The sequence below is a fragment of the Nocardia anaemiae NBRC 100462 genome (genome assembly GCF_001612725.1).
GTDB lineage: Bacteria > Actinomycetota > Actinomycetes > Mycobacteriales > Mycobacteriaceae > Nocardia > Nocardia anaemiae.
Map to the genome: position 1 here is coordinate 65,538 of NZ_BDAZ01000019.1, position 22,116 is coordinate 87,653.

The 22,116-nt window shown below is 65.2% G+C and carries 22 protein-coding genes; 10 read left to right on the forward strand and 12 right to left on the reverse strand.

From position 1 onward, the window contains the following. Positions 1–9: 9 nt before the first annotated feature. The 3 genes from NA5_RS13520 to NA5_RS13530 form a co-directional block, all read right to left on the reverse strand. A complete protein-coding gene (locus NA5_RS13520) occupies positions 10–1,056 on the reverse strand; it encodes an aminotransferase class V-fold PLP-dependent enzyme (RefSeq protein ID WP_062985605.1) in 1,047 nt (348 codons plus the stop codon). 78 nt (positions 1,057–1,134) lie between these two features. Continuing rightward, positions 1,135–1,611: a nuclear transport factor 2 family protein gene (locus NA5_RS13525; protein WP_062985607.1), complete on the reverse strand. Its 477-nt coding sequence runs from the start codon at positions 1,609–1,611 to the stop codon at positions 1,135–1,137. Between the two features lie 44 nt (positions 1,612–1,655). After that, the gene (locus NA5_RS13530) at positions 1,656–1,988 is read right to left on the reverse strand and encodes a hypothetical protein (RefSeq protein ID WP_062985609.1); all 333 of its coding nucleotides are present in this window, start codon (positions 1,986–1,988) and stop codon (positions 1,656–1,658) included. Between the two features lie 160 nt (positions 1,989–2,148). Here NA5_RS13530 and NA5_RS13535 point away from each other — a divergent pair, with 160 nt between their 5' ends. Both NA5_RS13535 and NA5_RS13540 read left to right on the forward strand, forming a co-directional pair. After that, the gene (locus NA5_RS13535) at positions 2,149–2,400 is read left to right on the forward strand and encodes a three-helix bundle dimerization domain-containing protein (RefSeq protein WP_157110384.1); all 252 of its coding nucleotides are present in this window, start codon (positions 2,149–2,151) and stop codon (positions 2,398–2,400) included. 145 nt (positions 2,401–2,545) lie between these two features. Beyond that, on the forward strand, positions 2,546–3,106 hold the full coding sequence (locus NA5_RS13540) for a hypothetical protein (protein ID WP_062985614.1): 561 nt from the start codon (positions 2,546–2,548) through the stop codon (positions 3,104–3,106). Between the two features lie 16 nt (positions 3,107–3,122). Here the strand turns inward: NA5_RS13540 and NA5_RS13545 are convergent, their stop codons facing one another. From NA5_RS13545 to NA5_RS13570, 6 genes are all read right to left on the reverse strand, one after another. Then, on the reverse strand, positions 3,123–4,085 hold the full coding sequence (locus tag NA5_RS13545) for an NAD(P)H-dependent flavin oxidoreductase (protein ID WP_062985616.1): 963 nt from the start codon (positions 4,083–4,085) through the stop codon (positions 3,123–3,125). A 71-nt stretch (positions 4,086–4,156) separates the two neighbouring features. Continuing rightward, positions 4,157–5,044, reverse strand: coding sequence for a VOC family protein (locus NA5_RS13550; protein ID WP_062985752.1), 888 nt, complete (start codon positions 5,042–5,044; stop codon positions 4,157–4,159). A gap of 7 nt (positions 5,045–5,051) precedes the next feature. Further along, positions 5,052–6,053 carry a ferredoxin--NADP reductase gene (locus NA5_RS13555; RefSeq protein WP_062985618.1) on the reverse strand — a complete coding sequence of 334 codons (1,002 nt, stop codon included), beginning with the start codon at positions 6,051–6,053 and terminating at the stop codon, positions 5,052–5,054. Next, positions 6,050–6,277 carry a hypothetical protein gene (locus tag NA5_RS13560; protein ID WP_062985620.1) on the reverse strand — a complete coding sequence of 76 codons (228 nt, stop codon included), beginning with the start codon at positions 6,275–6,277 and terminating at the stop codon, positions 6,050–6,052. Before NA5_RS13560 ends, NA5_RS13555 begins: the two co-directional genes overlap by 4 nt. Positions 6,278–6,288: 11 nt before the next feature. Next, positions 6,289–7,422: a 3-ketosteroid-9-alpha-monooxygenase, oxygenase component gene (locus NA5_RS13565; RefSeq protein WP_062985622.1), complete on the reverse strand. Its 1,134-nt coding sequence runs from the start codon at positions 7,420–7,422 to the stop codon at positions 6,289–6,291. A 92-nt stretch (positions 7,423–7,514) separates the two neighbouring features. After that, positions 7,515–7,988, reverse strand: coding sequence for a flavin reductase family protein (locus tag NA5_RS13570; protein ID WP_062985624.1), 474 nt, complete (start codon positions 7,986–7,988; stop codon positions 7,515–7,517). Positions 7,989–8,229: 241 nt separating this feature from the next. On the opposite strand from NA5_RS13570, the gene NA5_RS13575 reads away from it, so the two are divergent. Then, complete coding sequence (locus NA5_RS13575; RefSeq protein WP_062985626.1) at positions 8,230–9,072, forward strand: IclR family transcriptional regulator; 843 nt, start codon at positions 8,230–8,232, stop codon at positions 9,070–9,072. A 111-nt stretch (positions 9,073–9,183) separates the two neighbouring features. On the opposite strand, the gene hemC is transcribed toward NA5_RS13575, so the two are convergent. Next, the gene (gene hemC / locus NA5_RS13580; protein WP_062985628.1) at positions 9,184–10,113 is read right to left on the reverse strand and encodes a hydroxymethylbilane synthase; all 930 of its coding nucleotides are present in this window, start codon (positions 10,111–10,113) and stop codon (positions 9,184–9,186) included. Between the two features lie 100 nt (positions 10,114–10,213). Here hemC and NA5_RS13585 point away from each other — a divergent pair, with 100 nt between their 5' ends. The 3 genes from NA5_RS13585 (at position 10,214) to NA5_RS13600 (ending at position 13,259) form a co-directional block, all read left to right on the forward strand. Further along, on the forward strand, positions 10,214–10,846 hold the full coding sequence (locus NA5_RS13585; protein ID WP_245672218.1) for a PadR family transcriptional regulator: 633 nt from the start codon (positions 10,214–10,216) through the stop codon (positions 10,844–10,846). A 60-nt stretch (positions 10,847–10,906) separates the two neighbouring features. After that, positions 10,907–12,160, forward strand: coding sequence for a bifunctional 3,4-dihydroxy-2-butanone-4-phosphate synthase/GTP cyclohydrolase II (locus NA5_RS13590; RefSeq protein ID WP_062985632.1), 1,254 nt, complete (start codon positions 10,907–10,909; stop codon positions 12,158–12,160). Positions 12,161–12,407: 247 nt separating this feature from the next. Further along, positions 12,408–13,259 (forward strand): expansin EXLX1 family cellulose-binding protein, encoded by an 852-nt coding sequence (locus NA5_RS13600; protein WP_084484097.1) that lies wholly within the window; start codon positions 12,408–12,410, stop codon positions 13,257–13,259. Positions 13,260–13,395: 136 nt separating this feature from the next. On the opposite strand, the gene NA5_RS13605 is transcribed toward NA5_RS13600, so the two are convergent. Together NA5_RS13605 and NA5_RS13610 are read right to left on the reverse strand one after the other, a co-directional pair. Next, on the reverse strand, positions 13,396–15,087 hold the full coding sequence (locus NA5_RS13605; RefSeq protein WP_062985638.1) for an FAD-binding dehydrogenase: 1,692 nt from the start codon (positions 15,085–15,087) through the stop codon (positions 13,396–13,398). Beyond that, on the reverse strand, positions 15,084–15,725 hold the full coding sequence (locus tag NA5_RS13610; RefSeq protein WP_062985639.1) for a TetR/AcrR family transcriptional regulator: 642 nt from the start codon (positions 15,723–15,725) through the stop codon (positions 15,084–15,086). Before NA5_RS13610 ends, NA5_RS13605 begins: the two co-directional genes overlap by 4 nt. Positions 15,726–15,887: 162 nt before the next feature. On the opposite strand from NA5_RS13610, the gene NA5_RS13615 reads away from it, so the two are divergent. The 4 genes from NA5_RS13615 to NA5_RS13630 all read left to right on the forward strand — a co-directional run bounded on the left by NA5_RS13615 (position 15,888) and on the right by NA5_RS13630 (position 21,908). Further along, on the forward strand, positions 15,888–16,928 hold the full coding sequence (locus NA5_RS13615) for a zinc-binding alcohol dehydrogenase family protein (protein ID WP_062985641.1): 1,041 nt from the start codon (positions 15,888–15,890) through the stop codon (positions 16,926–16,928). A gap of 183 nt (positions 16,929–17,111) precedes the next feature. After that, positions 17,112–17,771: a cutinase family protein gene (locus NA5_RS13620; protein ID WP_062985754.1), complete on the forward strand. Its 660-nt coding sequence runs from the start codon at positions 17,112–17,114 to the stop codon at positions 17,769–17,771. Between the two features lie 98 nt (positions 17,772–17,869). After that, the gene (locus tag NA5_RS13625) at positions 17,870–19,570 is read left to right on the forward strand and encodes a bifunctional metallophosphatase/5'-nucleotidase (RefSeq protein WP_062985756.1); all 1,701 of its coding nucleotides are present in this window, start codon (positions 17,870–17,872) and stop codon (positions 19,568–19,570) included. 304 nt (positions 19,571–19,874) lie between these two features. Next, complete coding sequence (locus NA5_RS13630) at positions 19,875–21,908, forward strand: SDR family oxidoreductase (protein WP_062985642.1); 2,034 nt, start codon at positions 19,875–19,877, stop codon at positions 21,906–21,908. The last annotated feature ends 208 nt before the right edge of the window (positions 21,909–22,116 follow it).

The following is a 22,116-nucleotide window of genomic DNA, read 5'->3' on the forward strand; positions in this document are numbered from 1 at the left end:
GAGCGGTTGTTACTGGGCTAAGGCTGCGAGGGCTCGGTCCACATCGGCGGGGCTGTTGTAAAGGTGGAACGAGAAGCGGAGCCCACCGCCGCGCGCGGAGGTGAGTACGCCTGCCTCCTCCAACCGGGGTGCCGCATCGCCCGCTCCCGCCACCGCGACGATCGCCGAATCGGCCGGTACCGACTGGAAACCCAAATCCGCCAATCCCTTTCGGAATCGGGTGGCAAGATCGCGGTTGTGCGCGCCGATCCTGTCGACGGTCAGCTCTTCGATCAACGACAGCGCGGACAGTGTGCTGATGACGCCGAGCCAGTCCGGTGTCGAATCGAAACGGCGTGCGGTGGTCGGCAGCGAGATCGGGTCGTACAGCTCGGCCCACCGATCAGCCGCCGCGTACCAGCCGGGGCTGATCGGGCGCAGTTGCGCGGCCGCTTCCGGCGGCGCGGCGAAGAAGGCCACGCTGCGCGCGCCGATCAGCCACTTGAACGTCGCGCACACCCAGTAGTCGGCATCGACGAAACGCAGTGGCACCCAACCGGCGGCCTGGGTGGCATCGGCCAGCAGTCGCGCACCATGCGCCAGGGTGGCCGCGCGCAGCATCGGCAGATCGACGGCTCGACCGTCCTTCGACTGGACCACGCTCACCGCTACCAACGCCGTCTCCGGCCGGACCTCGTCGGCGATGCGCTCCAAGGGCACGAACCGAACACTCAGATCGCCACGATGCACGAAAGGCATGGAGACAGAGGAGAATTCGCCTTCGGCGAGCAATACCTCCGCCCCGGGCGGCAGCGCGGCGACCACCGGCGCGATCAACCCGGCGACAGTGCCGCCCAGTGCGATATCGTCGGCCGAAGCGCCCGCTAGCAGTCGCGCGAAACCGGCACGCAGTTCGGGTACCAGATAGTCCCGCGTCGTCGGTGCCGCACGGCCCGCCGCCCAGAGCGCGTTGAACTCCTGCAATGCCGCCAATGTTCGCGCGGCGGGCAACCCGTGCGATGCGGTGTTCAGGTAGGCGGTTTCGGTCGTGAATTCAGCGGGCGCAAGGGAGGGCATGCTCCCACCCTGCGCCGCCGCTGTGGCTCCGGTCGAGTGCCACCGGGAAGATAGTGGCCTCAAATCCGGCGCGCTGTCCTATTGCTGCGTGGCCCACATGTTGCTCAGCAGTTGGTAGCTGGGGGTGTCGGCGAGGGCCTGCATCGATTCGTAGATGCGCTGGTAGCTGGTCGAGGTGATGCGCCAGTGGCCGTCCGGATCGAGTCGGTAGGTGTCGGAGTAGTAGCCCGCGCCGCGGATGAGGATGCCGTATTCGGTAGCGATCACGGTGTCCTCGAAAGCCCATGAGCCGGTTGCGGTATCGCCGTTCACGGTGATCTCCGGATGGTTCGCGATATGGGTGGTCACCACGGCGGGGCCGAGGTTCTCGCGCATGAAGGCGGTGACGGCGTCGCGGCCGTCGAGGGTCAGCGGTTCACCGAGGGCGTGGGTGCCGTAGCGACCGGCGACGTCGACGGCGAGGGTATCCCCGAAGTCGTCCCATTGTTTGAGATCGAGGGTCCGGAAGTAGCGGTACTTGAGCTGGCGGACGGCTTCGGTGGCGGCGAGATCCATCCGTTCAGCTTGGCATTTGCCGGAGCCGCAGACAAGAACCTGTTCTACTTTTCTTGCGCTGCGGCGGCCTGGTTCGCGAACGCGTCGAGTACGGCGATCCGACTGGCGGGTACCTCGATATCCATCGCAATGATGTCTGGGCCCGCGGCGATGAAGCTGAAGCCGAAGAATCCGCAGCAGGAGCTTTCGCGGATGGCGAGGTCGCGAGCGGTGTCTTCATGCGTTGCGGCCAGCTCGAGCCGCAGGCGGGTCGGCGCGATGCGTTCGATTCGATGCAGTGCGGCGGCGAAGAGGTCGGTGAATTCGGCTACGCGCAATGGTTGCTCGGCCGTGGGCAATGTGCAGGCATCGGGCACCCAGAGCAGGTTCTCGCTCATTCCGTCGACCTTCGTAAGTCTGTTGACATATATCGAAATGGTAGTCCTTGATGCGGCCGATGTCCCGGGTGTTCGCCGCCGACCCATCGGGTACTCGATCGAGTGGACACGGTTTCGACCGCATCCACCGCACTGGAAGTTCCCCGACCAGGAGTCCGTGATGACCGAAGGTCCCGTTACCCACCCGCCCCGACACGAACCATCCCTCGATCAACAGTTCGCGCTGAGGGCCGCGGCGCGCCGCCTGGAACGCGAATTCGAAAGCACCCGCGACGAAGCCATCGAACGGTGGCTGTACTCCGCTTACGACCACCTCGCCGACCAAGCCACCATCCACAACTTCCTGCCGCTACTCGCCGAGCGCTACACCCGCGAACTGCTCCGAGCCTCGACCGAGGAACACGCCGACTAGTACGACAGCCGTAAGTCGAGTGCAGCGCGTTCACGATGATCGTGGCGCGAGTGTCGGTATCAGCTGCTCGCAGCAAGCGGGGGGTGGGTGAAGTCAAGCCCTGAGTGTGCTGGTGAGAGCTCTGGTGCACCGAGAAGATGGTGCTGTGAATATCGTTTTGCGGAATGCACCCTGGTGGGCTCTGTCGCTTTATTTCGGTGTCGTATTCGCCATCTGGATGGCGGTCCTTTGGCCGATTGTGAACCACGAGTATTCAAGTGGTGAGATCGGCGGCGGTGCCGTCGCGGCGGTAGTCGGCGGGATCATATTCGGGGCAGTCATGGGACCGGTCACCGCACGTCAGTTCCGGCAATTGAACTCCGTCATCGGCCCGCTCTCGAATAGTGCCTATCGGTTGGCCAAGCGCGCTGCGATACGTGGGCCGGTACCGTCCGATCCCGAGATTCGGCGCGCGGCATTGGCGATCGCCAGCCGCGGATCGGCTCGGCTGAAACGCGGCAAATGGACATATGGAACGTTATCGATCATCGAAGCGATCCTTGCCGTTTCCTACGCATACCAGGCGATCACGTCGTCAGCGTGGTACTGGGGCCAGGCAACACTTTTCGCCGTTTTGTCGGGCGTGATGCTGTATCCGTTGTGGTTGAGCGGACAACTCGAGCGTCGGATCGAGCTGCTGAGGTCGAGCGAGGTTTCAGTCGTATAGGAACCATGCTGTCGCGCTACTCGCATTGCGCCGCGGCTCGCCGCAGTACCTGTTCGGCATCGGTGCTGATGCGCCGCACCAGGTCCGCGGCGGATTCGAGACTGCCGATCAGGTCGATATTCTCGCCCGCCCAGATCGGCGCACAGTCGAGATCGCCCTGCTCGGCTGCCTCCCGATAGCGTTGCCGGGCAACGGGATCGGCCGCGAGTTCGGCCTCCCGTCCGGCCCATTCGTCGAGGAATCGGTTGCGCAGGGTGCGCGCGGTGTACTCGGCGGGCCACGGGGATTCCCGGGCGATATCGATAATGCGGTTGCGTTCGGTATCGCCGCCGCGTGCGGCGATGATGGCCTTGGCCTCCTCGGCCGAGAGCAACGATTCGTGGGTCGCTTCGAAACGAGTCCCGATCAGTGCGCCCGCGGCACCGAGTACGAGTGCGGCAGCGAGTCCGCGTCCATCGGCGATCCCACCTGCGGCCAGCACCGGCGTACCCGCCGCCATATCGACGACCGCGGGAACGAACGGCAGCGTCGCGCGCCCACCGCCGTGTCCGCCCGCCTCCGCGCCCTGCGCGATCAGCACATCGGCCCCCGCCGCCAAGGCGCGGGTCGCCTCGTCGGTGGTGGTGACCTGGACCAGCAGTAGAATCCCGGCGTCCCGGACCACGGCGGCGAACGGGGTGGGGTCGCCGAAGGACAGCAGGATCGCATGCGGTTGGCGCAGCACCGTCCTTCGCACGGTATCGAGATCGATGGCCCAGCTCAATAGACCGATGCCCCAAGGCTTTTCGGTGCGAGCGGTGAGCAACGCACATTCGCGGTCGAGGAGTTCCTCGTCGCCGCCGCCACCACCGATCATGCCGAGTCCACCGGCCTCGGAGACCGCCGCCGCCAATTCGCCACCCGCGACGCCGCCCATCGGTGCGAGCACCACGGGATGCTCGATGTCGAACAGGTCGGTGAACTCGGTGCGCAATGCCATCGCCAAACCCCTTCCGTCGCTATCGACGATAGTCAGGGGTTTCCGGCCGTGGGTCCGTGCCCGTGATCGTGTCAGCCGCGATCCCAGTCGTGACCCCAATAACTATCGGCGGTCATTTCCTCGGCGGTGTAGGTGTTCTCATCGACCAGCACGCCCTCGGTGCCGAATTCGAGATCCCAGCCGCCCGGTGTGCGGACATAGAAGGAGATCATTTTGTCGTTGGTGTGGCGGCCGAGCGTCGAGGACAGGTGATATCCGGCCTTGTTCACGCGGTCCAGTGCGCGACCGACATCGTCGAGACTGTCGACCTCGACCATGACGTGCACCAGCCCCGAGCCCTCCTTACCGCCGGAGGGGATCAGCGCCAAGCTGTGGTGGCGCTGATTCACACCGAGAAAGCGGATGCGCACCGGACCGTATTCGGGCGGTGCGGGCAGCCGGAACGCACCGCGCGGCGCAAACCCGAGTACGTCGGTATAGAACTGGAAGGCGCCGTCGAGGTCGGGGACCGGAAGCACCGCGTGGCCGAGCCCGAGTCCCGCTGTGACGAAACGGTTTCCGTACTTGCCGACGACCGGGCTGTGGTCCAGGACCGGCCCGTGAAAGATCTCGACGGTGGTGCCAGCGGGATCGCGGAAGGTGAACGCCTCCTCCACGCTGCGGGCATCCGCCTCGGCCAGAGTGAGGGCGGTGACCTCGATACCGGCCTTCGCCACGGCTGCGCGCGCCGCGGCGAGTGCGCGATGGTCGCGGACCTCCCAGCCGATGGCCAGCACCTTGTCGACCGCACCTGGCACCAGGACCAGTCGTGCGACATGCTCATCCATCCGCAGATAGATGGCGTCCGGATCCGGGCCGGTGCCCTCGGCGAAACCGATCACATCGAAGGCGAAGGTGCGCCAAGCGTCCGGGTCACTGACCGCGACCCGCACATATCCGAGCGAGCTGATGATTGCCATATTCTCCTCATTCATAGGTGACCCGGACCGTATCGGTGACCGGCACCGCCTGACAGGCCAGTACATAGCCGTCGGCCAAGTCTTCGCGTTCCAGAACTTCATTGCGCAGCAACTTCACTTCGCCGTCCACGACACGACAGACACATGCGCTACACGCGCCCTCGCGGCAGGAGTACGGAGGTTCCATGCCGCGCGCGAGCAGCACATCGAGTAGTACGGTATTGCGCGGCCAGTCGAATTCGCTTGTGGTGCCGTCCAGTTCCACCTCGACCACGGCAGCGTCGTCGGTGTCTTCGACCGCGGTTTCGGCGAAGGGATCACCGGAGAGCGAGACGAATTTCTCGACGTGCACCCGGTCCATGCCCAGGCTGTCGGCGGCTGTGACGACAGCGTCCATGAAAGGTGCTGGGCCACAGACGAATAGCTCGCGCTCGGTCCATGGTGTGAGCAAAGCGGTCAGCGGGGGCACCGACAGTAAGCCCTGAACAGACTCCAGCCAATGCAGCACAACGAGCCGGTTCGGGTGCTCGGCGGTCAATGATTTCAGTTCATCGGCGAAGATCACCGATTCCTCGTCGCGATTGGCGTAGATCAGCGTGCACCGTCCAGTGCCCTGCGCTAATACCGATTTCAGGATGGACAGCATCGGTGTTATCCCGCTACCCGCAGCCAACAGCAGCAGATCGGTGTCGAGCGAATCGGGTGTGAAAATTCCCGCGGGTGGCAAGCCGTCGATCGTCATGCCGGAAACAGCGTTGTCGCACAGCCAGTTCGAAGCGTATCCGCTCGCCGTTCGCTTGACGGTGACCGCGAGTCGGCCCTCGTGCGGCGCACTGGACAGTGAGTACGAGCGTGCCACCCAACCGGTTTGTTCGCTGGGTATCCGCAGTGTCAGAAACTGGCCTGGACGATAAGGGAGTTGCCGCTCCGGTTCGGCGACCATCTCCAGCGTGACCGCATCCCGGGTTTCGGCGATTACTCGAACGACTCGCAGCGTTACCGCACTCACAGCAGATCCCCGTCACGGGTACTCAACCCGACTTCGCCTGCGGTGACCGCCTTTTCGATGCTGTCGCGCAATGCCGCGCACCCGCGCACGGGGCCGCCGTCATTGCGAGTGAACTCGGCACACTGCGCACGGGCGGCGGAACTCCACTGCACACTGGTGTGCGCGGGGCTGAATTTGACCACCGACACCTGATTTCGGCAGGTATGGCAGGTGATGAAATCCATGACAGATCCGTTCAGGCGTCCGCGCGCTGCGCGGCCAGATTCTCGGCGACCTCGGCCTCCCACGCCGTGACGGCACGGGTGGTGTCGACCTCGAATTCGAAACGGTCGGTCATCTTCGACTCCACCTCGGCGATATCGGTGTAGAACTGCTCGTACCAGCGTCGCAGCTGATAGACCGGCCCGTCCTCCTCGCACAGCAGCGGATTGTCGATGCGGGTCTTGCGTTCCCAGATCGCCACATCCTGCTCGAAACCGCGCCCGAGTCCATTGGCGAACCGCACCGCCATCGCATCGGCCTCCTCCGGCGACAGGCCCGGCAGCTTCTTCACGATCGCGCCGTACTGCAGCACGAACTTCGTGGGCGAAACCGGATAGTGACAGTTGATGAGCACGGATTCGACCGTCTGCCCGCTGGATTCGTTGACGAGGTAATCGATCATGTAGGAGGGGCCGTAGTAGTGCGCCTCCGAATGCAGCGTGTTCCCCGCGCCCGCCTCCTTGGCCAATTCACCGTGGACGTCCGCGCGTCCGATCGAGGTCATGTACTGACTGGCGATATGACCCTCGAAGACATTCTTGAAGTAGGTCGGAAATGCGAAGTGCACGTAGAAGAAATGCGCCATATCCACCACGTTGTCGATGACCTCGCGGCAGTTCGCGCCCTCGATGGTGATCTGGTTCCAGGTCCAGTCGCTCCATTCGTCACTGAACGCGCCCTCGATGCGGGGGATAATGATATCCGCGGGCGGCGGGTTGCCTTCCGGATCGTTCCAGATGAACAGTTGCCGGTTCTGCTCCAGCGTGATCCAGGATTTGGTGCGGGCCAGCGGCGGTACCCGGCGCGCGTAAGGGATTGCGGCGCAACGGCCATTGCCCCGCCAGCGCCAATCGTGGAACGGGCAGGCAATGGAATCGCCCTTGATGATGCCGTCACCGAGGTTGCCGCCCATGTGTCGGCAGTAGGCATCGAGCACATTGAGCGTGCCGTCCGCGCTCGCGAAGACCACCAGTTCGGTGCCGAAGATTTCGATGGTGTGCGGTTTGCCGTCGCGGAAGCTGTCGGCAAGGCCGACACAGTGCCAACCGCGGGCATACCGGGTGGGCGGGGCGCCGGTGTCGATCACGCGCACCTGATCGTCGGTCATGGTTCCTCCACGTTCGTCGGGGTGTCATTTCGATGGTTCGGCGCGCTGATGGGCGCGCAAAGGAGTGGTCTCACTGGTCGGGAGACGGTTCATCACGTGGTAAGGCGCTCGAATCCGGAGCGGTAGAACAGGAGTGGATCGGCGTCGCGGCCTGCGCCGAGTGCGGTGACATGGCCGATGACGATGGTGTGGTCGCCGCCGTCCAACTCCCCACCGAGCTCGCAATCGATCCACGCGATGGAACCATCCAGTAGCGGTGAACCGTTGGGGGAGCGGCTCCAATCGAGACCGTCGAATTTGTCCGGACCGCTGCGGCCGAGCTGTCTGCACACCTGCTCCTGATCGGCGGCGAGCACATTCACGCAGAACTTGTGTGCCGTCCGGATCCGCGGCCACGTGGTCGAGGTCCGCGCCGGGAACAGCGCAACAGCAGGCGGATCCAGCGATAGTGCGGAGAAGGACTGGCAGGCGAACCCGACGGGTTGGGTGCCGTCCAGGGCGGTGATCGCGGTGACTCCGGTCGCGAACCGGCCGAGGACGGCCTTGAAGTCGAGTGCGACGGCCATGGCGCTCCTAGTTTCTATTAGAAATATTCCGTTTCGCCATGAAGGTACGCGGCGTGCGCGGTGGGCTGTCAATGATCGGTTCCGGCTACCGAGAAGATCCGTAGCGATCTCCGTAGTTTCCGGGATTCGACGCCGTTCGCCTGACGGCACTGTGATTGGGGACACAAGAAGGTATGCCGAAAACGGACATGCCTAATCGAAATACTTCTAAGCTGTATGGGCTACACAATGGAGGTGCGCCATGACGGTCGAGGTGCTGACCGGTCCGGGATCCGACGAGCTGTTATCGGGTCCGGGGCGTCCGACCACCCGGCCCACGCAGCCGCCGGTTTCCATGATCGAGCGAATGACGCTGATCCTAGACGCTTTCGACGGTTCGACACCGACTCTGACGCTGCTCGGTTTGGCCGAGCGAACCGGTCTGCCGCGGTCCACCGTGCACCGCATCCTGGACCAGATGATCCGGCTGCGCTGGTTGGCGCACGCGCCCGGCGGCTATCGACTCGGCCTGCGTCCGTTGGAACTCGGCGGACTCGCCGCCGACCATCACGAGATTCGCGATGTGGTGAGTCCGCTGCTACACGATCTGTGTCAGCGCACCGGCATGGTGGGCCACCTCGGCGTGCTCGACGGACGCGAGGTGCTTTACCTGGACAAGGCCGGTGGCCGCTACGCCGCGAGCATCCCGACTCGCCTCGGCGGCCGGATGCCCGCACACAGTACGGCCATTGGCAAGGCGATGCTGGCCTCGCTGGAGCCGAGCATTATCGAGACCTCCTTCCGGGATCGGTTGCCGCAATTGACGCCGCGAACCATCTGCGACCGGGCGGAACTGCACCGCGAGCTGACCCGGATCCGCCATCGGCAGGGCATCGCCGTGGACAACGAGGAATCGGTGACCGGAATCTCCTGCGTCGCGGTACCGATTCGGGGGCGCGGCGCCGCAGTGGGTGCGCTGTCACTGTCCGGCCAAATCGGCGGCGACCGAACAGCCTTGGACACCGCCCGTTTGGCACGAGTGCTGGTCGAGGTCGCACACGAGGCCGGACGCGCCCTCTTCCCCCGACACGCCAGATGGCGCTGATCTCCGTTGCGTCGCAATACACCTCGCCGCCGCTGTCGCACGCCCAGGGCCTATCTCGCACATGGTGTGCCCTATGCGAGGTAGGCAGTGGGTATGCGACAGCAGGAGCGTTCAGTGCGGGATCGAGTCGATGATCGCGCGTGCGCCCTGGCGCAGCAGGTCCGCGCCGACGAAGAAGCCGAGGGCGCTCGGGTCCTCCGGGACGCCCCAGTGTTTGGCGTCCAGCCATTGGCTGCCGTCGAGGTTGAAGACCTTGCCGTGCAAGGTGAGTCGTCCGGTGGGGTCGGTCGTCGCATGCCCGGCGATCGGGGAGTTGCAGTGTCCCTGCAGTGCGTGCAGCATCGCCCGCTCGGCATCGGCATGGCGGTGGGTGGCCGGATCGTCCAGGCGCGCACCGAGATCGAGCAGTTGGGTGTCGTCGTCGCGGCACTGCAGTGCGATCACGCCGGCCCCGATCGGCGGGCACATGGTGTCCAGGTCGAGGGTTTCGGTGATCCGGTGCGTCTGGTCGACGCGGTGCAGGCCGGAGACGGCCGCGATCAGCACGTCGATGTGCCCCTCTTCGAGGCGCGCCAATCGGGTATTGACATTGCCGCGCAACGGTTTCACCGCGAGATGCGGATAGTGCAGCCGCAGCTGTGCGGTCCGGCGCACCGAGCTGGTACCGACGACCGTGCCCTCGGGCAGTTCGGCCAGTGGTGCGCCGGTGCGGGTGATCACCGCATCGTGCACGTCCTCGCGCGGCAGATAGCCCGCGAAGGCGAGCCCTTCCGGCACCGGAATATCACCGGGAATGTCCTTGAGGCAGTGCACCGCCAGATCCGCCTCGTCATCGAGCAGTGCCCGATCGATCTCCTTGACGAAGGCGCCCTTACCGCCGAGCTTGGACAGATCGCCCATCCACCGATCGCCCGCCGTGGTTACCTTGACCAGCTCGCTCTCGACGCCGAGCCCGGCCAGCAGTCCGGCGACCTGTTCGGCCTGAGCCAGGGCCATCGGGCTGGATCGGGTGGCGATCCGAATAATGCGCGTACGCGACATGCGGCGAGACTACTCCCGGCGTCAGCGCGCCGATCACCGGGGCGTGTCCCACTCAGCCGGACTTTGCACCCGAAATATGCCTAAGCGGTATAGTCCCATCGTGACCGAAGCGAAGTCTCCGGCGAGCCCCGGGGTGCCCGACCTGCCGACGACGAGTTGGGCCGTGCTCGGCATGCTCTCGCACGCCGACGAACTCTCCGGCTACGACCTGAAGAAATGGGCCGACTGGAGCCTCCAATTCTTCTATTGGAGTCCATCGTTCAGCCAGATCTACGCCGAGCTCAAACGCCTCGAGAAACATGGTTACGCCACCTCGCGCACGGTGCTGCAGGACGACGGCGTGCGCGGTAAGCGCATGTACGCCATTACCGAGAGCGGTCGCGCGGCGGCGGCGCAGTGGGTCAACCACGCACCGGTGGAGGCGCCGGTGCTCAAGCACAGTGTCATGTTGCGGGCCTGGCTGGGGCATCTCGCCGAACCGGACCGATTGCGCGAAATCCTCTCCGAGCACATCGAATACGCGGAGCGGATGCGCAAACTGGCCGAGGTCGATGCCGAGGGGGCCGACGAGAATCCGAATTGGGCCTATCCGGGCGCGGTATTGCGCTGGTGCATACGGCATTACGAAGCCGAGCGCGATTTCGCCGAAGCGCTGCTCGCCGACGTGGACAAACTCGCCACAAAGCCCGCTCCGAAGAAGTCCGCGAAGGGTAGAGCGCGCCGCGCTTCCTGATCCCGCTCACTGAGCGGGATTGCGCTTGCTATGACTAATAGAAATACTTCTACTAGTTATATGCGCACCGAATTCGCACCGCAGCGTCCGCTGGACACGATCGAGACGGCACTGACCGCCCTCGCCGCGGGCGGCATGGTCGTGGTCGTAGACGATGAAGATCGGGAGAACGAGGGTGATCTGGTCCTCGCGGCCGCATCCGCGACGCCCGAGGCCATCGCCTTCATGGTCCGCCACACCAGCGGGGTGCTGTGCGCACCGCTGCCCGGCACGGATCTGGATCGGCTCCAGCTACCGCCCATGACACCGGTCAACGAGGACCCCAAGGGCACGGCCTATACCGTGTCCGTGGACGCGGCTTCCGGTGTGAGCACCGGGATTTCGGCCGCCGACCGCGCCCACACCGTGCGTACGCTTGCGGATCCGCGCACCACACCGGACGAACTGACCAGACCCGGCCACGTGTTCCCCTTGCGCGCACACCCCAGCGGTGTGCTCGGCCGCGCGGGCCACACCGAGGCCGCCGTCGACCTGACCCGGCTGGCCGGACTGCGCCCGGCAGGTGTCATCGCCGAAGTCGTGAACGACGACGGCTCGATGGCCCGGCTGCCGCAACTGCTCGACTTCGCCGAAACCCATGGACTACCGATCATTTCCATCGCCGATCTGATCGCCTACCGCCGCCGTGCCGAACGCACCTTGACCAGGGTCGTGGAGACCCGCTTGCCCACTCGATACGGCGAATTCCGCGTCATCGGATACTGCGACGACGTCTCCGGTACCGAAACCCTCGCACTGGTTTTCGGTGCGCCCGGCCGCGAATCCGTACTGACCCGGCTGCATTCGGAATGCCTCACCGGTGACGCGCTCGGCTCGCTGCGCTGCGACTGCGGCGACCAACTCGACGCCGCATTGCGCGCGGTCGCCGAGGAGGGCAGCGGCGTGGTCGTCTACCTGCGCGGACAGGAGGGGCGGGGCATCGGATTGCTGAACAAGTTGCGTGCGTACGAATTACAGGATCACGGTGCCGATACCGTCGAAGCGAATCTCGCACTCGGGTTGCCGGTCGATGCCCGTAGGTATGCGGCGGGTGCGCAGGTGTTCGCCGATCTCGGTATCCGGTCGGTTCGGCTGCTCAGCAACAACCCGGCCAAACAGGCGGACCTGGAACAATACGGGGTCACGGTGGTGCGGCGGCTGCCGCTGCAGGCGACGCCGAGCGAACACAACATCCGCTACCTGCGCGCCAAGCGCGATCGGATGGATCATCAACTCTCGGGTGTGGACGCCGAACCGGCAAGGGCCACCTCTTGATAACGGATCTTTTCCGATCTGCGTCGTCGAATGCTGGCTATTTGCCATGAGATTGCCGGTGTGTGCCTGTTTCACTACGGAGATTTTTCGTTCGAGTCATGCCGCGCGGGTCGGCCTGCTTTCCTGATGGAGTCAGGATGGAGAGTCCGCGAGTTGGGTGAGCCGGAAGTCGGGGACAGCGGTGCACCGAATACCGATCGAACACCAGCATTTCCGCTCGGGGTGGCTGTGGTCATCCGTTGGCGTCATGCTGACCGCCGTGGCGGTCGTGGTCTGGATCGCTAGACCCGAGCAGCAGTCGTCCTGCACGGCGACACCCGCGGTTCCGGATACCGGGACGGAAACCTCGCGAATGATGGTGGCCAGCAGCAGCACCGGCATTGCCAACTGGCATACGGTGGACGGATCGCCGCCCACACGGCCGGGGGAGGCGCGGTACTACTCGTTCGGCCCCGGTGCCGCCTGTTCGTTCGCAGGACTGCCGACGAATGGCTTCTATGTGGGCGTCTCCACTCGGGAATACGGTCGTGCGGATCTGTGCGGTGCGTACCTCGATGTGCACGGTCCGCACGGTGATGTTCGGGTACTCATCGCCGATCGCTGCCCGGGATGTGCTCCGGGACAACTGGATTTGAGTGCGGCCGCCTTCGAACAGATCGCGGATCGGTTCGACGGCGTCGCACCGATCCGCTATGCGGTGGTCCGCGATCCGCTCCCCGCACCCGAGCTGGTCTATGAGCTGAAGCCCGACTCCTCACCCTCCTGGCTGGCCATGCTGGTGACCGGATCGGGAAATCCCATCCAGCGAATCGCATTGCGGTCCGCGGCGGATGAGCCGTGGCGTGAGCTCAATCGCGGCATGGACAACTATTGGACGATCCGCGGCGCCGGGCGGGGACCATTCTCGGCACGAGTCACCGATGTGCACGGGCATCAGGTGGAGATCTCCGGAATCTCCCTGGAGCCGGGCGAGCGGTATACCGGTATGAGCCTCTACACCGAGCCTGTTCCGGAACCGCCGCCCGCGCCGACGCCGGATCTCGCGGCCACGACACCGCAGCCGCCGTCCAGCGTCGCCGCCACGGGCTGTGTGAGCTAGTGCCGCGCCCAGATAGCTTCTGCCGCACTGGGTTCCGTCGAACATAGTCGAATGGTGGTCGCCCACGCGGAATTAGACCGCCATATCACTGCGCTCGGCGAGCTGCCCAGCGCAAACAAGCGATCTGGACGCACTACTAGCGCAGATTCGTTGCGAGGGCCCGCCCCGCGGCGCGGCCGGAGAAGATGCAGCCGCCGAGGAAGGTGCCCTCCAGCGCGTTGTAGCCGTGCACACCGCCGCCGCCGAATCCGGCGACCTCGCCCGCGGCATACAGTCCGGGCAGCGGCGTGCCGTCCGGCCGCATCACCTGCGAATCCAGATTGGTCTGTAGCCCGCCGAGAGTCTTGCGGGTCAAGATATTGAGTCGCACCGCAATCAGCGGCCCGCTCGCCGGATCGAGGATGCGATGCGGTTTGGCCACCCGGCCCGCCTTGTCGCCGAAGTACTGGCGCGCGTTGTTGATCGCCATCAGCTGCGCGTCCTTGGAGTACTTATTGGCGATATCCCGGTCGCGGGCGACGATCTGTCGCTCCAATTCGTCGTAGTCCAGCTGCGGACCGCGCGCGATCTTGTTCATGCCTTCGACCAACTCGCGCAAGGTATTCGCGACCACGAAGTCGACCCCGTGTTGTTTGAACGCCTCGACCGGACCGGGCGCCCCCTTGGCCACCCGGCTCTTGAGGGTGAGCTTGAGATCCTTACCGGTGATATCCGGATTCTGCTCCGAGCCCGATAGCGCGAACTCTTTCTCGATGATCGACTGGGTGAGTACGAACCAGGAGTAGTCGTAGCCGGTGGCCAGGATCTCCTTCATGGTCGAATTGGTGTCGAAGCCGGGGAAACACGGTGCGGGCAAACGCTTTCCATTGGCGTCGAACCACAGCGAGGACGGTCCGGGAATGATCCGGATGGCGTGATCGGGCCAGATCGGATTCCAGTTGTTGATGCCCTCGGTGTAGTGCCACATACGGTCGCGATTGACGATGGCGCCGCCCGCGGCCTCGGAGATGCCGAGCATCCGCCCGTCCACATGAGCGGGCACACCGGAGATCATGGTTTCCGGCGCCGGACCGAGTCGTTCGGTGGGCCAGTTGCGGCGGATCAGCTCGTGATTGTGGCCGATGCCGCCGGAGGTGACGATCACCGCCTTGGCGCGGAATTCGAAGTCGCCGACCACATTTCGCGATGAAGCCCGACCGCGTTCCAGATCGGTCGGCTCGAGTACGCTGCCGCGCACGCCGACCACCGCACCGTTCTCGACGATCAACTCGTCGACCCGGTGCCGGAAACTGAAGCCGACCAGTCCGCGACGCTCACCCTCGAGCACCGGTTCCTGGAACACCCGCACCACCTCGGGCCCGGTCCCCCAGGTGAGGTGGAAGCGCGGTACCGAATTGCCGTGGCCGTCGGCGAAGGCGCCGCCACGCTCGGCCCAGCCGACCAGCGGTGTCACCCGTAAACCCAACTCGTGCAGGTAATCCCGCTTCTCGGTGGCCGCGAAGCGGACATACGCGCGCGCCCACTGGCGAGCCCAGTAGTCCTGGTCCTCGCGATCGAATCCCGCCGAACCGAACCAATCCTGCAGTGCCAGTTCGTAGGAGTCCTTGATGCCGAGGCGGCGCTGCTCCGGACTGTCCACGAAGAACAGGCCGCCGAGCGACCAAAAGGCTTGACCGCCGAGGTTATTGCGATTCTCCTGGTCCAGCACATGGACCTTGCGGCCCGCCTTGACCAGTTCATGGGTCGCCACGAGCCCGGCCAGGCCCGCACCGACGACGATGACATCTGCCTCTTGGGTGAATTCGGGACTGGGCTCGGTCATGGTCATCCTTCGGTTTCGGTGCTGTAGGCCAGCACGATGTGGCAGAAAAGGTCGGTGCGTCGGCTGCGCACTGTGCGACTGCGGGGTTCCATCAGCACCTGCACGGCGGTGCCGTCATGCACCGCGACCAGGGCCTGACCCAGTGCGACGGGATCGGGCACGGTCCGGCCGACGCGGGCAAGTGCGTCGACGATCGTCGGCATCAGTGCCGCGACGATTGCCTCCTCACGTCCGGCCATCACCTGCCGTAGGCCCTGGGTGCGCAGCGCGTGCGAGGTGAACTCGGCGGTAATGCGGAACCAGTCCTCATCGATCGGCACGGCGCGGTCCAGGCGCTCGACCGCGGCGCGGATATCGGCGACGCCGTCGACCGAGAAGCCGTCGAGGGTCGCGCGGATACCGGCGATCATGGCGGCCGATCGCTGCTCCCACATCGCGAGGAACAACTCGTCGAGCGAGGTGAAGTTGGAGTAGAAGGCGCCACGGGTGAACCCGGCCCGCTCACAGACCCGCTCTACCGAAGTGCGGCCGAAGCCCTCCTCGGCGAAGACCTGATACGCGGCGGTGAGCAGGCGTTTGCGGGTTTCGGTGCGACGGCGGGTCACCCGGCGCACCGGGGCTTGCGCATCGGTGGTCGATGCCAACGCACACCTCCTCGGGTTTGCGGTCTCCTTCGATACAGCCTTGTATTCAATACAGAAATGTATCAGAAGCCCGACTCACCTTCGGCGGAACGGGTGAACCAGCGACGTCGACAGGGATAATCCGAAGCGACCGTTCCCCCTGTCGGGTGAGGAGTGACCGGTATGAATGCGAGCACGGGCATGACCGGCTGGCGGGTGCGACGGCCGGGACCGATCGATGGCGGACCGCTCGACTTCGTTCGCGAGGCGGTGCCCGAACCCGCGGCCGGTGAACTCTTGGTGCGGGTGCTGGCCTGCGGGGTCTGTCGCACCGACCTGCACGTTGCCGAGGGGGATCTGCCGGTGCATCGGCCCGGTGTGGTGCCGGGACACGAGGTGGTTGGAGAGGTGGTGGAGCGGGGACCGGGATCGGCTGGGGCACTTGGCTCTTCGGCTCCCGAGTTCGCGGTCGGCGAACGCGTCGGCATTGCCTGGTTGCGCCACACCTGCGGCGTCTGTCGGTACTGTCTGCGCGGCGCGGAGAATCTCTGCCCGAATTCGGCGTACACGGGCTGGGACGCGGACGGCGGTTATGCTGAATATGCCACTGTCCCAGCGGCTTACGCGCATCGACTACCCGATGGGTACGACGATATGGAAACCGCGCCGCTGCTGTGTGCCGGGATCATCGGCTATCGGGCGCTGCAACGTGCCGATCTGCCGAGCGGTGGACGACTCGGCATCTACGGCTTCGGCGGCAGCGCGCATATCGCCGCGCAGGTGGCGCTGGCTCGTGGTGCCGAGGTGCATGTGATGACCAGGGATCCGGCCGCACGCGAGTTGGCCGCCGGGCTCGGCGCCGCCTCGGTGCAGGGCGCGGCGGATCGGCCTCCGGTGCAATTGGATTCGGCGATCTTGTTCGCGCCGATCGGCGAGCTCGTACTGCCCGCGCTGGAGGCGCTCGATCGCGGCGGCATCCTCGCCATCGCGGGCATTCATCTCAGCGATATCCCGGCGCTGAACTATCAGCGGCATCTGTTCCAGGAGCGCGAGATTCGCTCGGTGACTGCCAATACCCGCGCGGACGCGCGCGAATTCCTCGCGCTGGCGGGCGAACACCGTATACATGTGACCACAACGGGGTACTCCCTCGGTACGGCGGATCGAGCCCTCGCGGATCTCGAACACGGACGTTTCACCGGCGCAGCGGTTCTCATCCCATAAGCGCCCGAATCACCGTGCGCGCGAACGGATTCCAGGACACGATTCAGCACTGAACTGGTCTCGCTTCCGCTGAGTTGCTTGACGCAACTCTCTACCGTTCTTACCTTCGCGGGTATAGCCGGGTGACACTTGTCGCTGACAAACGTCACTCGGCTTCTCACAACGGCGTGAGAGGTGATCACGATGGAAATCCGGACGGTAAGAATTCTCGAGAAGTGGCGGCTGGCACGGATATTCGCTGTGTTATTGCTGGTCGCCGCGGCGGGGGTGGTGACAAGCATCGGCGCGCAGGCACGGGCGGACTGTGCCGCGGTCGATGTGGTCGTCGCCAGAGGCACCGGGGAACCGGGGTGGCTCGGCACCGTCGTCGGCGATCCGCTGTATGGCACACTGCTGCAAGCACTTCCGGTGAGCAGCAGCGCTTACCGGGTCGACTATCCCGCGGACCTGCTCGACCCGACGTCGCTGAGCCGCGGCACCCAGGACATGACCGACCATGTCATTCGGCAGTCGCAAATGTGCCCGGATCAGCAGTTCATCCTGGTCGGTTACTCACAGGGTGCGGCCGTCGTGCACGGTGTCGTCGGCACCGGCATCGTGACCGCGCTGCCCGGGATCTACGTGCTCCCAGGCGATCTCGAGTGGAAGGTGTCCGCGGTCCTGCTGTTCGGTGATCCCCTCCGCCTGATCGGCTGGGGCGTCCCAGGCAACTATGCCTGGAAGACCGCCGATTACTGCACCGGCGGTGATCCGGTCTGCGGTGGCGGCCTCGACCCGAACCAGCACGGGAACTACGGGTGGGCATTGTGGCCTGCCGCGGATTTCGCGGCGAGCCGGGTTTAACCGGGAAATCCGCGCGGCGGGGTCGAGCACCGACCCCGCCGCCGGTGTGTTCGCACGAGATTCATGCCGATGGCACCAGGGCATGGCACAGTCGGAATATGACAGCGCACCGTCGCATCGGCATGATCATTGCGGGACTCGTGAGCATCGCCCTGGTGGCGGGCTGCGGTACCGCATCCGACAGCGCTCACCCGACCGCCTCGACGGCGCCGGGGGTGATCCCGCTCATCTCGACCGACGATCTGCGCGGCGCGCAGTCGGACGAGGTACATCTGTTCGGGCTCAACGACTTACACGGCAACCTGCAGCCACCCGCGGGGTCGACCGGCAAGATCGCCGGATACGACGCGGGCGGCGCCGCCTACCTCGCCACCCATCTGGCTCGGTTGAAGAAGGCGTACCCGGCCAGCGCCGTGCTGTCCGCCGGGGACAATATCGGCGCGAGCCCGCTGGTCTCCGGCCTGTTCCACGACGAGCCGACCATCACCTTCCTCAATTCCATCGGACTGGCCGCATCCTCGGTGGGCAATCACGAATTCGACAATGGCGTCATCGAATTGGCGCGACTGCAGCAGGGTGGATGCGCACCCGCCGGATGCTCGCCGGGCACGCCGTTCACCGGCGCGAAGTTCCCGTTCCTGGCCGCCAATGTCACCGATGCGGACGGCAAGTTGCCGCCCACGCTGCGGCCGTGGATGATGCTCGAGGTCGGCGGACACAAGATCGGCGTCATCGGCACCGTGACGCCGGAAACGGCGAGCATCGTTTTTCCGGAAGGCATTCGGGGCTACACCTTCGGCGATGAGGTCGCCGCGATCAATCGGTATGTCCCCGAGGTGAAGTCGGCGGGCGCGCAGACGGTGGTCGCGCTGCTACACGACGGCGGGGTGCAGAAACCGGCACAGAATGCCGCGGTCGACTACAACGGCTGCGCGAATATCTCCGCGGAGGTCACCGCATTGGCCACCGGTGTCGATCCCGCGGTGCGGGTGCTGTTCACCGGACATTCGCACCAGCCTTATGTCTGCACTATCGACGGCAAGGTGGTCACCCAGGCCGCCTCCTACGGTCGACTGATCACCGATGTCACCTTGCGCTTCGGCACCGACGGTGTGCAGGCATCGGCGGTCAATCGGGTAGTGACCAGGGACGTCACTCCGGACGCGGCGACCACCTCGCTGGTCGACTTCTACGGCGAGCAGGCCAAGCCGCGCGCGGAGCGCCCGGTCGGCATCGCGGCGGCGCCGCTGCCGCACGAACCGGCGGGCTCCGGTGAATCGCCACTCGGTGATGTCATCGCCGACTCGATGCTCTCGGCCACCGCGGCCGCGCCCGCGTCGGCGGTCGCGGCATTCATGAATCCGGGCGGTGTGCGCACCGATCTGAAGTCGGGTCAGATCAGCTACGGCGATATCTATAGCGTGCAGCCGTTCGGCAATCAGGTCGTCACCGTCACCATGACCGGCAGCCAGATTCTGCGCCTGCTCGAACAGCAATGGAGCAACGGCAAGGCGACCGTGCTCTCACCCGCCGGGCTCACCTACACCTATGTCGAGTCGAGTCCCAAGGGCGGCAAAGTGGTCGCCGACAGCGTGCGCATCGGCGGCCAACCGCTCAACCCGGTCGCCACCTACCGCATCACCACCAACAGCTTCCTGGCTTCGGGCGGCGACGGTTTCAGCGTCTTCACCGAAGGCACCGACAAAACCGTCGGGCCCGCCGATCTCGACGCCTTCGAGACCTATCTGAAGGGCCGTCCGCCGCTGGAATCCCCGCCTGCCCGCGCCGAGAAGCGCTGAGTCGACGGGCAAACACGGTGTCCTGATTCAGATTTCGCGTTCCGGCATTATCTGAAAACTGTTGTAACACACAATATTAGCGTCACCCATTGGTGACCAGTCACACATCGCACCGAGCCGTCATTCGCTTGCCCGGGACTAGCTGCGCCCATTAAAGTTACCCACCAGTAGGGCAACGGTGTTCCTGCATTGGCTCAGCAAACTGGTGGCTGATAGCCGAATCAATGATGTCCGCATTCACTGCTGCATGTCGGGCGCGCTTGTGTGACAACTCAATTCGAGTGCGACAGCAGGAGGAAATGCGATGACGACTTTCATCGTGACGGGCGGAACCGGATTCTTGGGCCGTCGGGTGGTTCAGGAACTTCTGGCAGCCGATTCCGAAGCCATTGTGCATGTGCTGGTTCGCACCGCGTCGGTGGCGAAATTCAGTGAACTCACCGCGGGCTGGACCGGTGGCGAACGCGCCTTTCCGATGCTCGGTGATCTGACCGCCGAAGGCCTCGGTCTGATCGAGGACGCACCCCAGGCCGACCACATCATCCACCTCGGCGCCGTCTACGACATGACCGCCGATGAGGAGACCGCGCAGGCGGCCAATGTCGCTGGTACCCGCTCGGTCCTGGAGCTGGCCCGCGAATTGGGCGCGGTGCTGCACCACGTCTCCTCGGTGGCCGTGGCCGGTGACCACAAGGGCAAGTTCTTCGAGGAGGATTTCGACCTCGGTCAGCGGCTGACCTCGCCGTACCACCGGACCAAATTCGCCGCGGAGAAGCTGGTCCGCGAATCCGAGGGCGTGCGCTGGCGGGTGTACCGGCCCGCGATCGTGGTCGGCGATTCGCGCACCGGTGAGATGGACAAGATCGACGGTCCGTACTACTTCTTCCCGGCCATCGCGCGCCTGGGCGCACTGCCCGCCGAACTCCCGATGCTGCTGCCGGATCTGGGCGCGACCAATATCGTGCCGGTCGACTATGTGGCGGGTGCGATGGTCGAGCTGGTGCGCCGCAAGGGACTCGATGGACGCACATTCCACCTGGTCAACCCCGAGCCGCAGCCGTTCGGCGAGATCTATGCCGCGCTCGCGGCCGCGGCGGGCGCGCCGACCGGAATCGGTACGGTGCCCGGCAGCGGGCTGGCGCTGAACGGGCTCGCCCACATCCCGGGTGTGTCCACCGTTCGCGATTTCCTGTTGGAGCAGTTGGGAATTCCGGCGGAGGTCGCGCCGCACACCTCGTTCGCGGCGGAATTCGTCTCCGACTCCACCCGGGCGCAGCTGCGCGGGACGGGTCTGGCGGTGCCGTCGTTCGACACCTATGCCGAGCGACTGTGGCAGTACTGGGCCGAGAACCTGGACCCCAACCGCGGCCTGCCCAGCGACAGCGATGATCCGCTGGACGGGCGCGTCGTCCTGATCACCGGTGCGTCCTCCGGTATCGGACTGGCCACCGCCCATGCCGTCGCGCAGCGCGGTGCGACCGTGCTGATGGTGGCGCGCGGTGTGGACGATCTGCACGCCGCAGCGGAGTCGGTGCGGGCCGAAGGCGGTGTCGCCCATGCCTATCCGTGCGATATCACCGATTCCGACGGCGTCGACGATTTGGTCGCCGCGGTGCTCGCCGATCACGGGCATGTCGATTATCTGGTGAACAATGCGGGACGGTCGATTCGTCGCTCGGTGGTCAATTCCACCGACCGCATGCACGATTTCGAGCGAACCATGGCGGTCAATTACTTCGGTGCGGTGCGACTCATTCTCGGGCTGCTGCCGTCGATGCGGGCGCGGCGCTTCGGACATATCGTGAACATCTCCTCGATCGCCGTGCAGACCAAGGTGCCGCGCTTCGCGGCATATGTGGCGAGCAAATCCGCGCTGGACAACTTCAGCGAGATTGCTGCGGTCGAAAATCGGGATGCGGGAATCACTTTCACCTCGGTGCGCATGCCATTGGTGCGCACGCCGATGATCGCGCCGACCGACATCTACCGCTCGCTGCCGGTACCGGATCCCGACCGCGCCGCCGCCATTGTGGTGCGCGCCATCGAGGATCGCCCGCACCGCATCGATACTCCGGTCGGCACCTTCGCCCAGGCCGTCGAACTGCTGATGCCGTCGGTCAAGCGGACGATCATGCACCAGGGGTTCCGCTGGTTCGGTGAATCGCATGCGGCGCAGGGGAAGCAGACCGTGGCGCCCGACGCGGTCGAGGAGGCGCAGGCGGATCAGGATTCCGGTCGCAACGCACTGTCCTACCTCGCACCCGTGGTGCTGCCGCTGATGGCGTTGCCGAGCCCGGCCGCGCGGGTCACCCGGGTAATCCCCGGTCTGCACTGGTGACAGATCCCATGATGGGCTGACCCCGCACCCTCGCCCTGCCTACCGCGAACCGTGGGACGTTCGGCCCTGGTGTGGACGATCGTTGTTTCGTATTCTTGCGGAGCCGACCCGCCGTATTTCCCGCGGCGTAGTTGCGGTCCAGTGCCGGTGTCGTGACGAATCCTCGGACAAGGGGACCGTCGACCTCGTGGCAGGGACAACGGTCGTG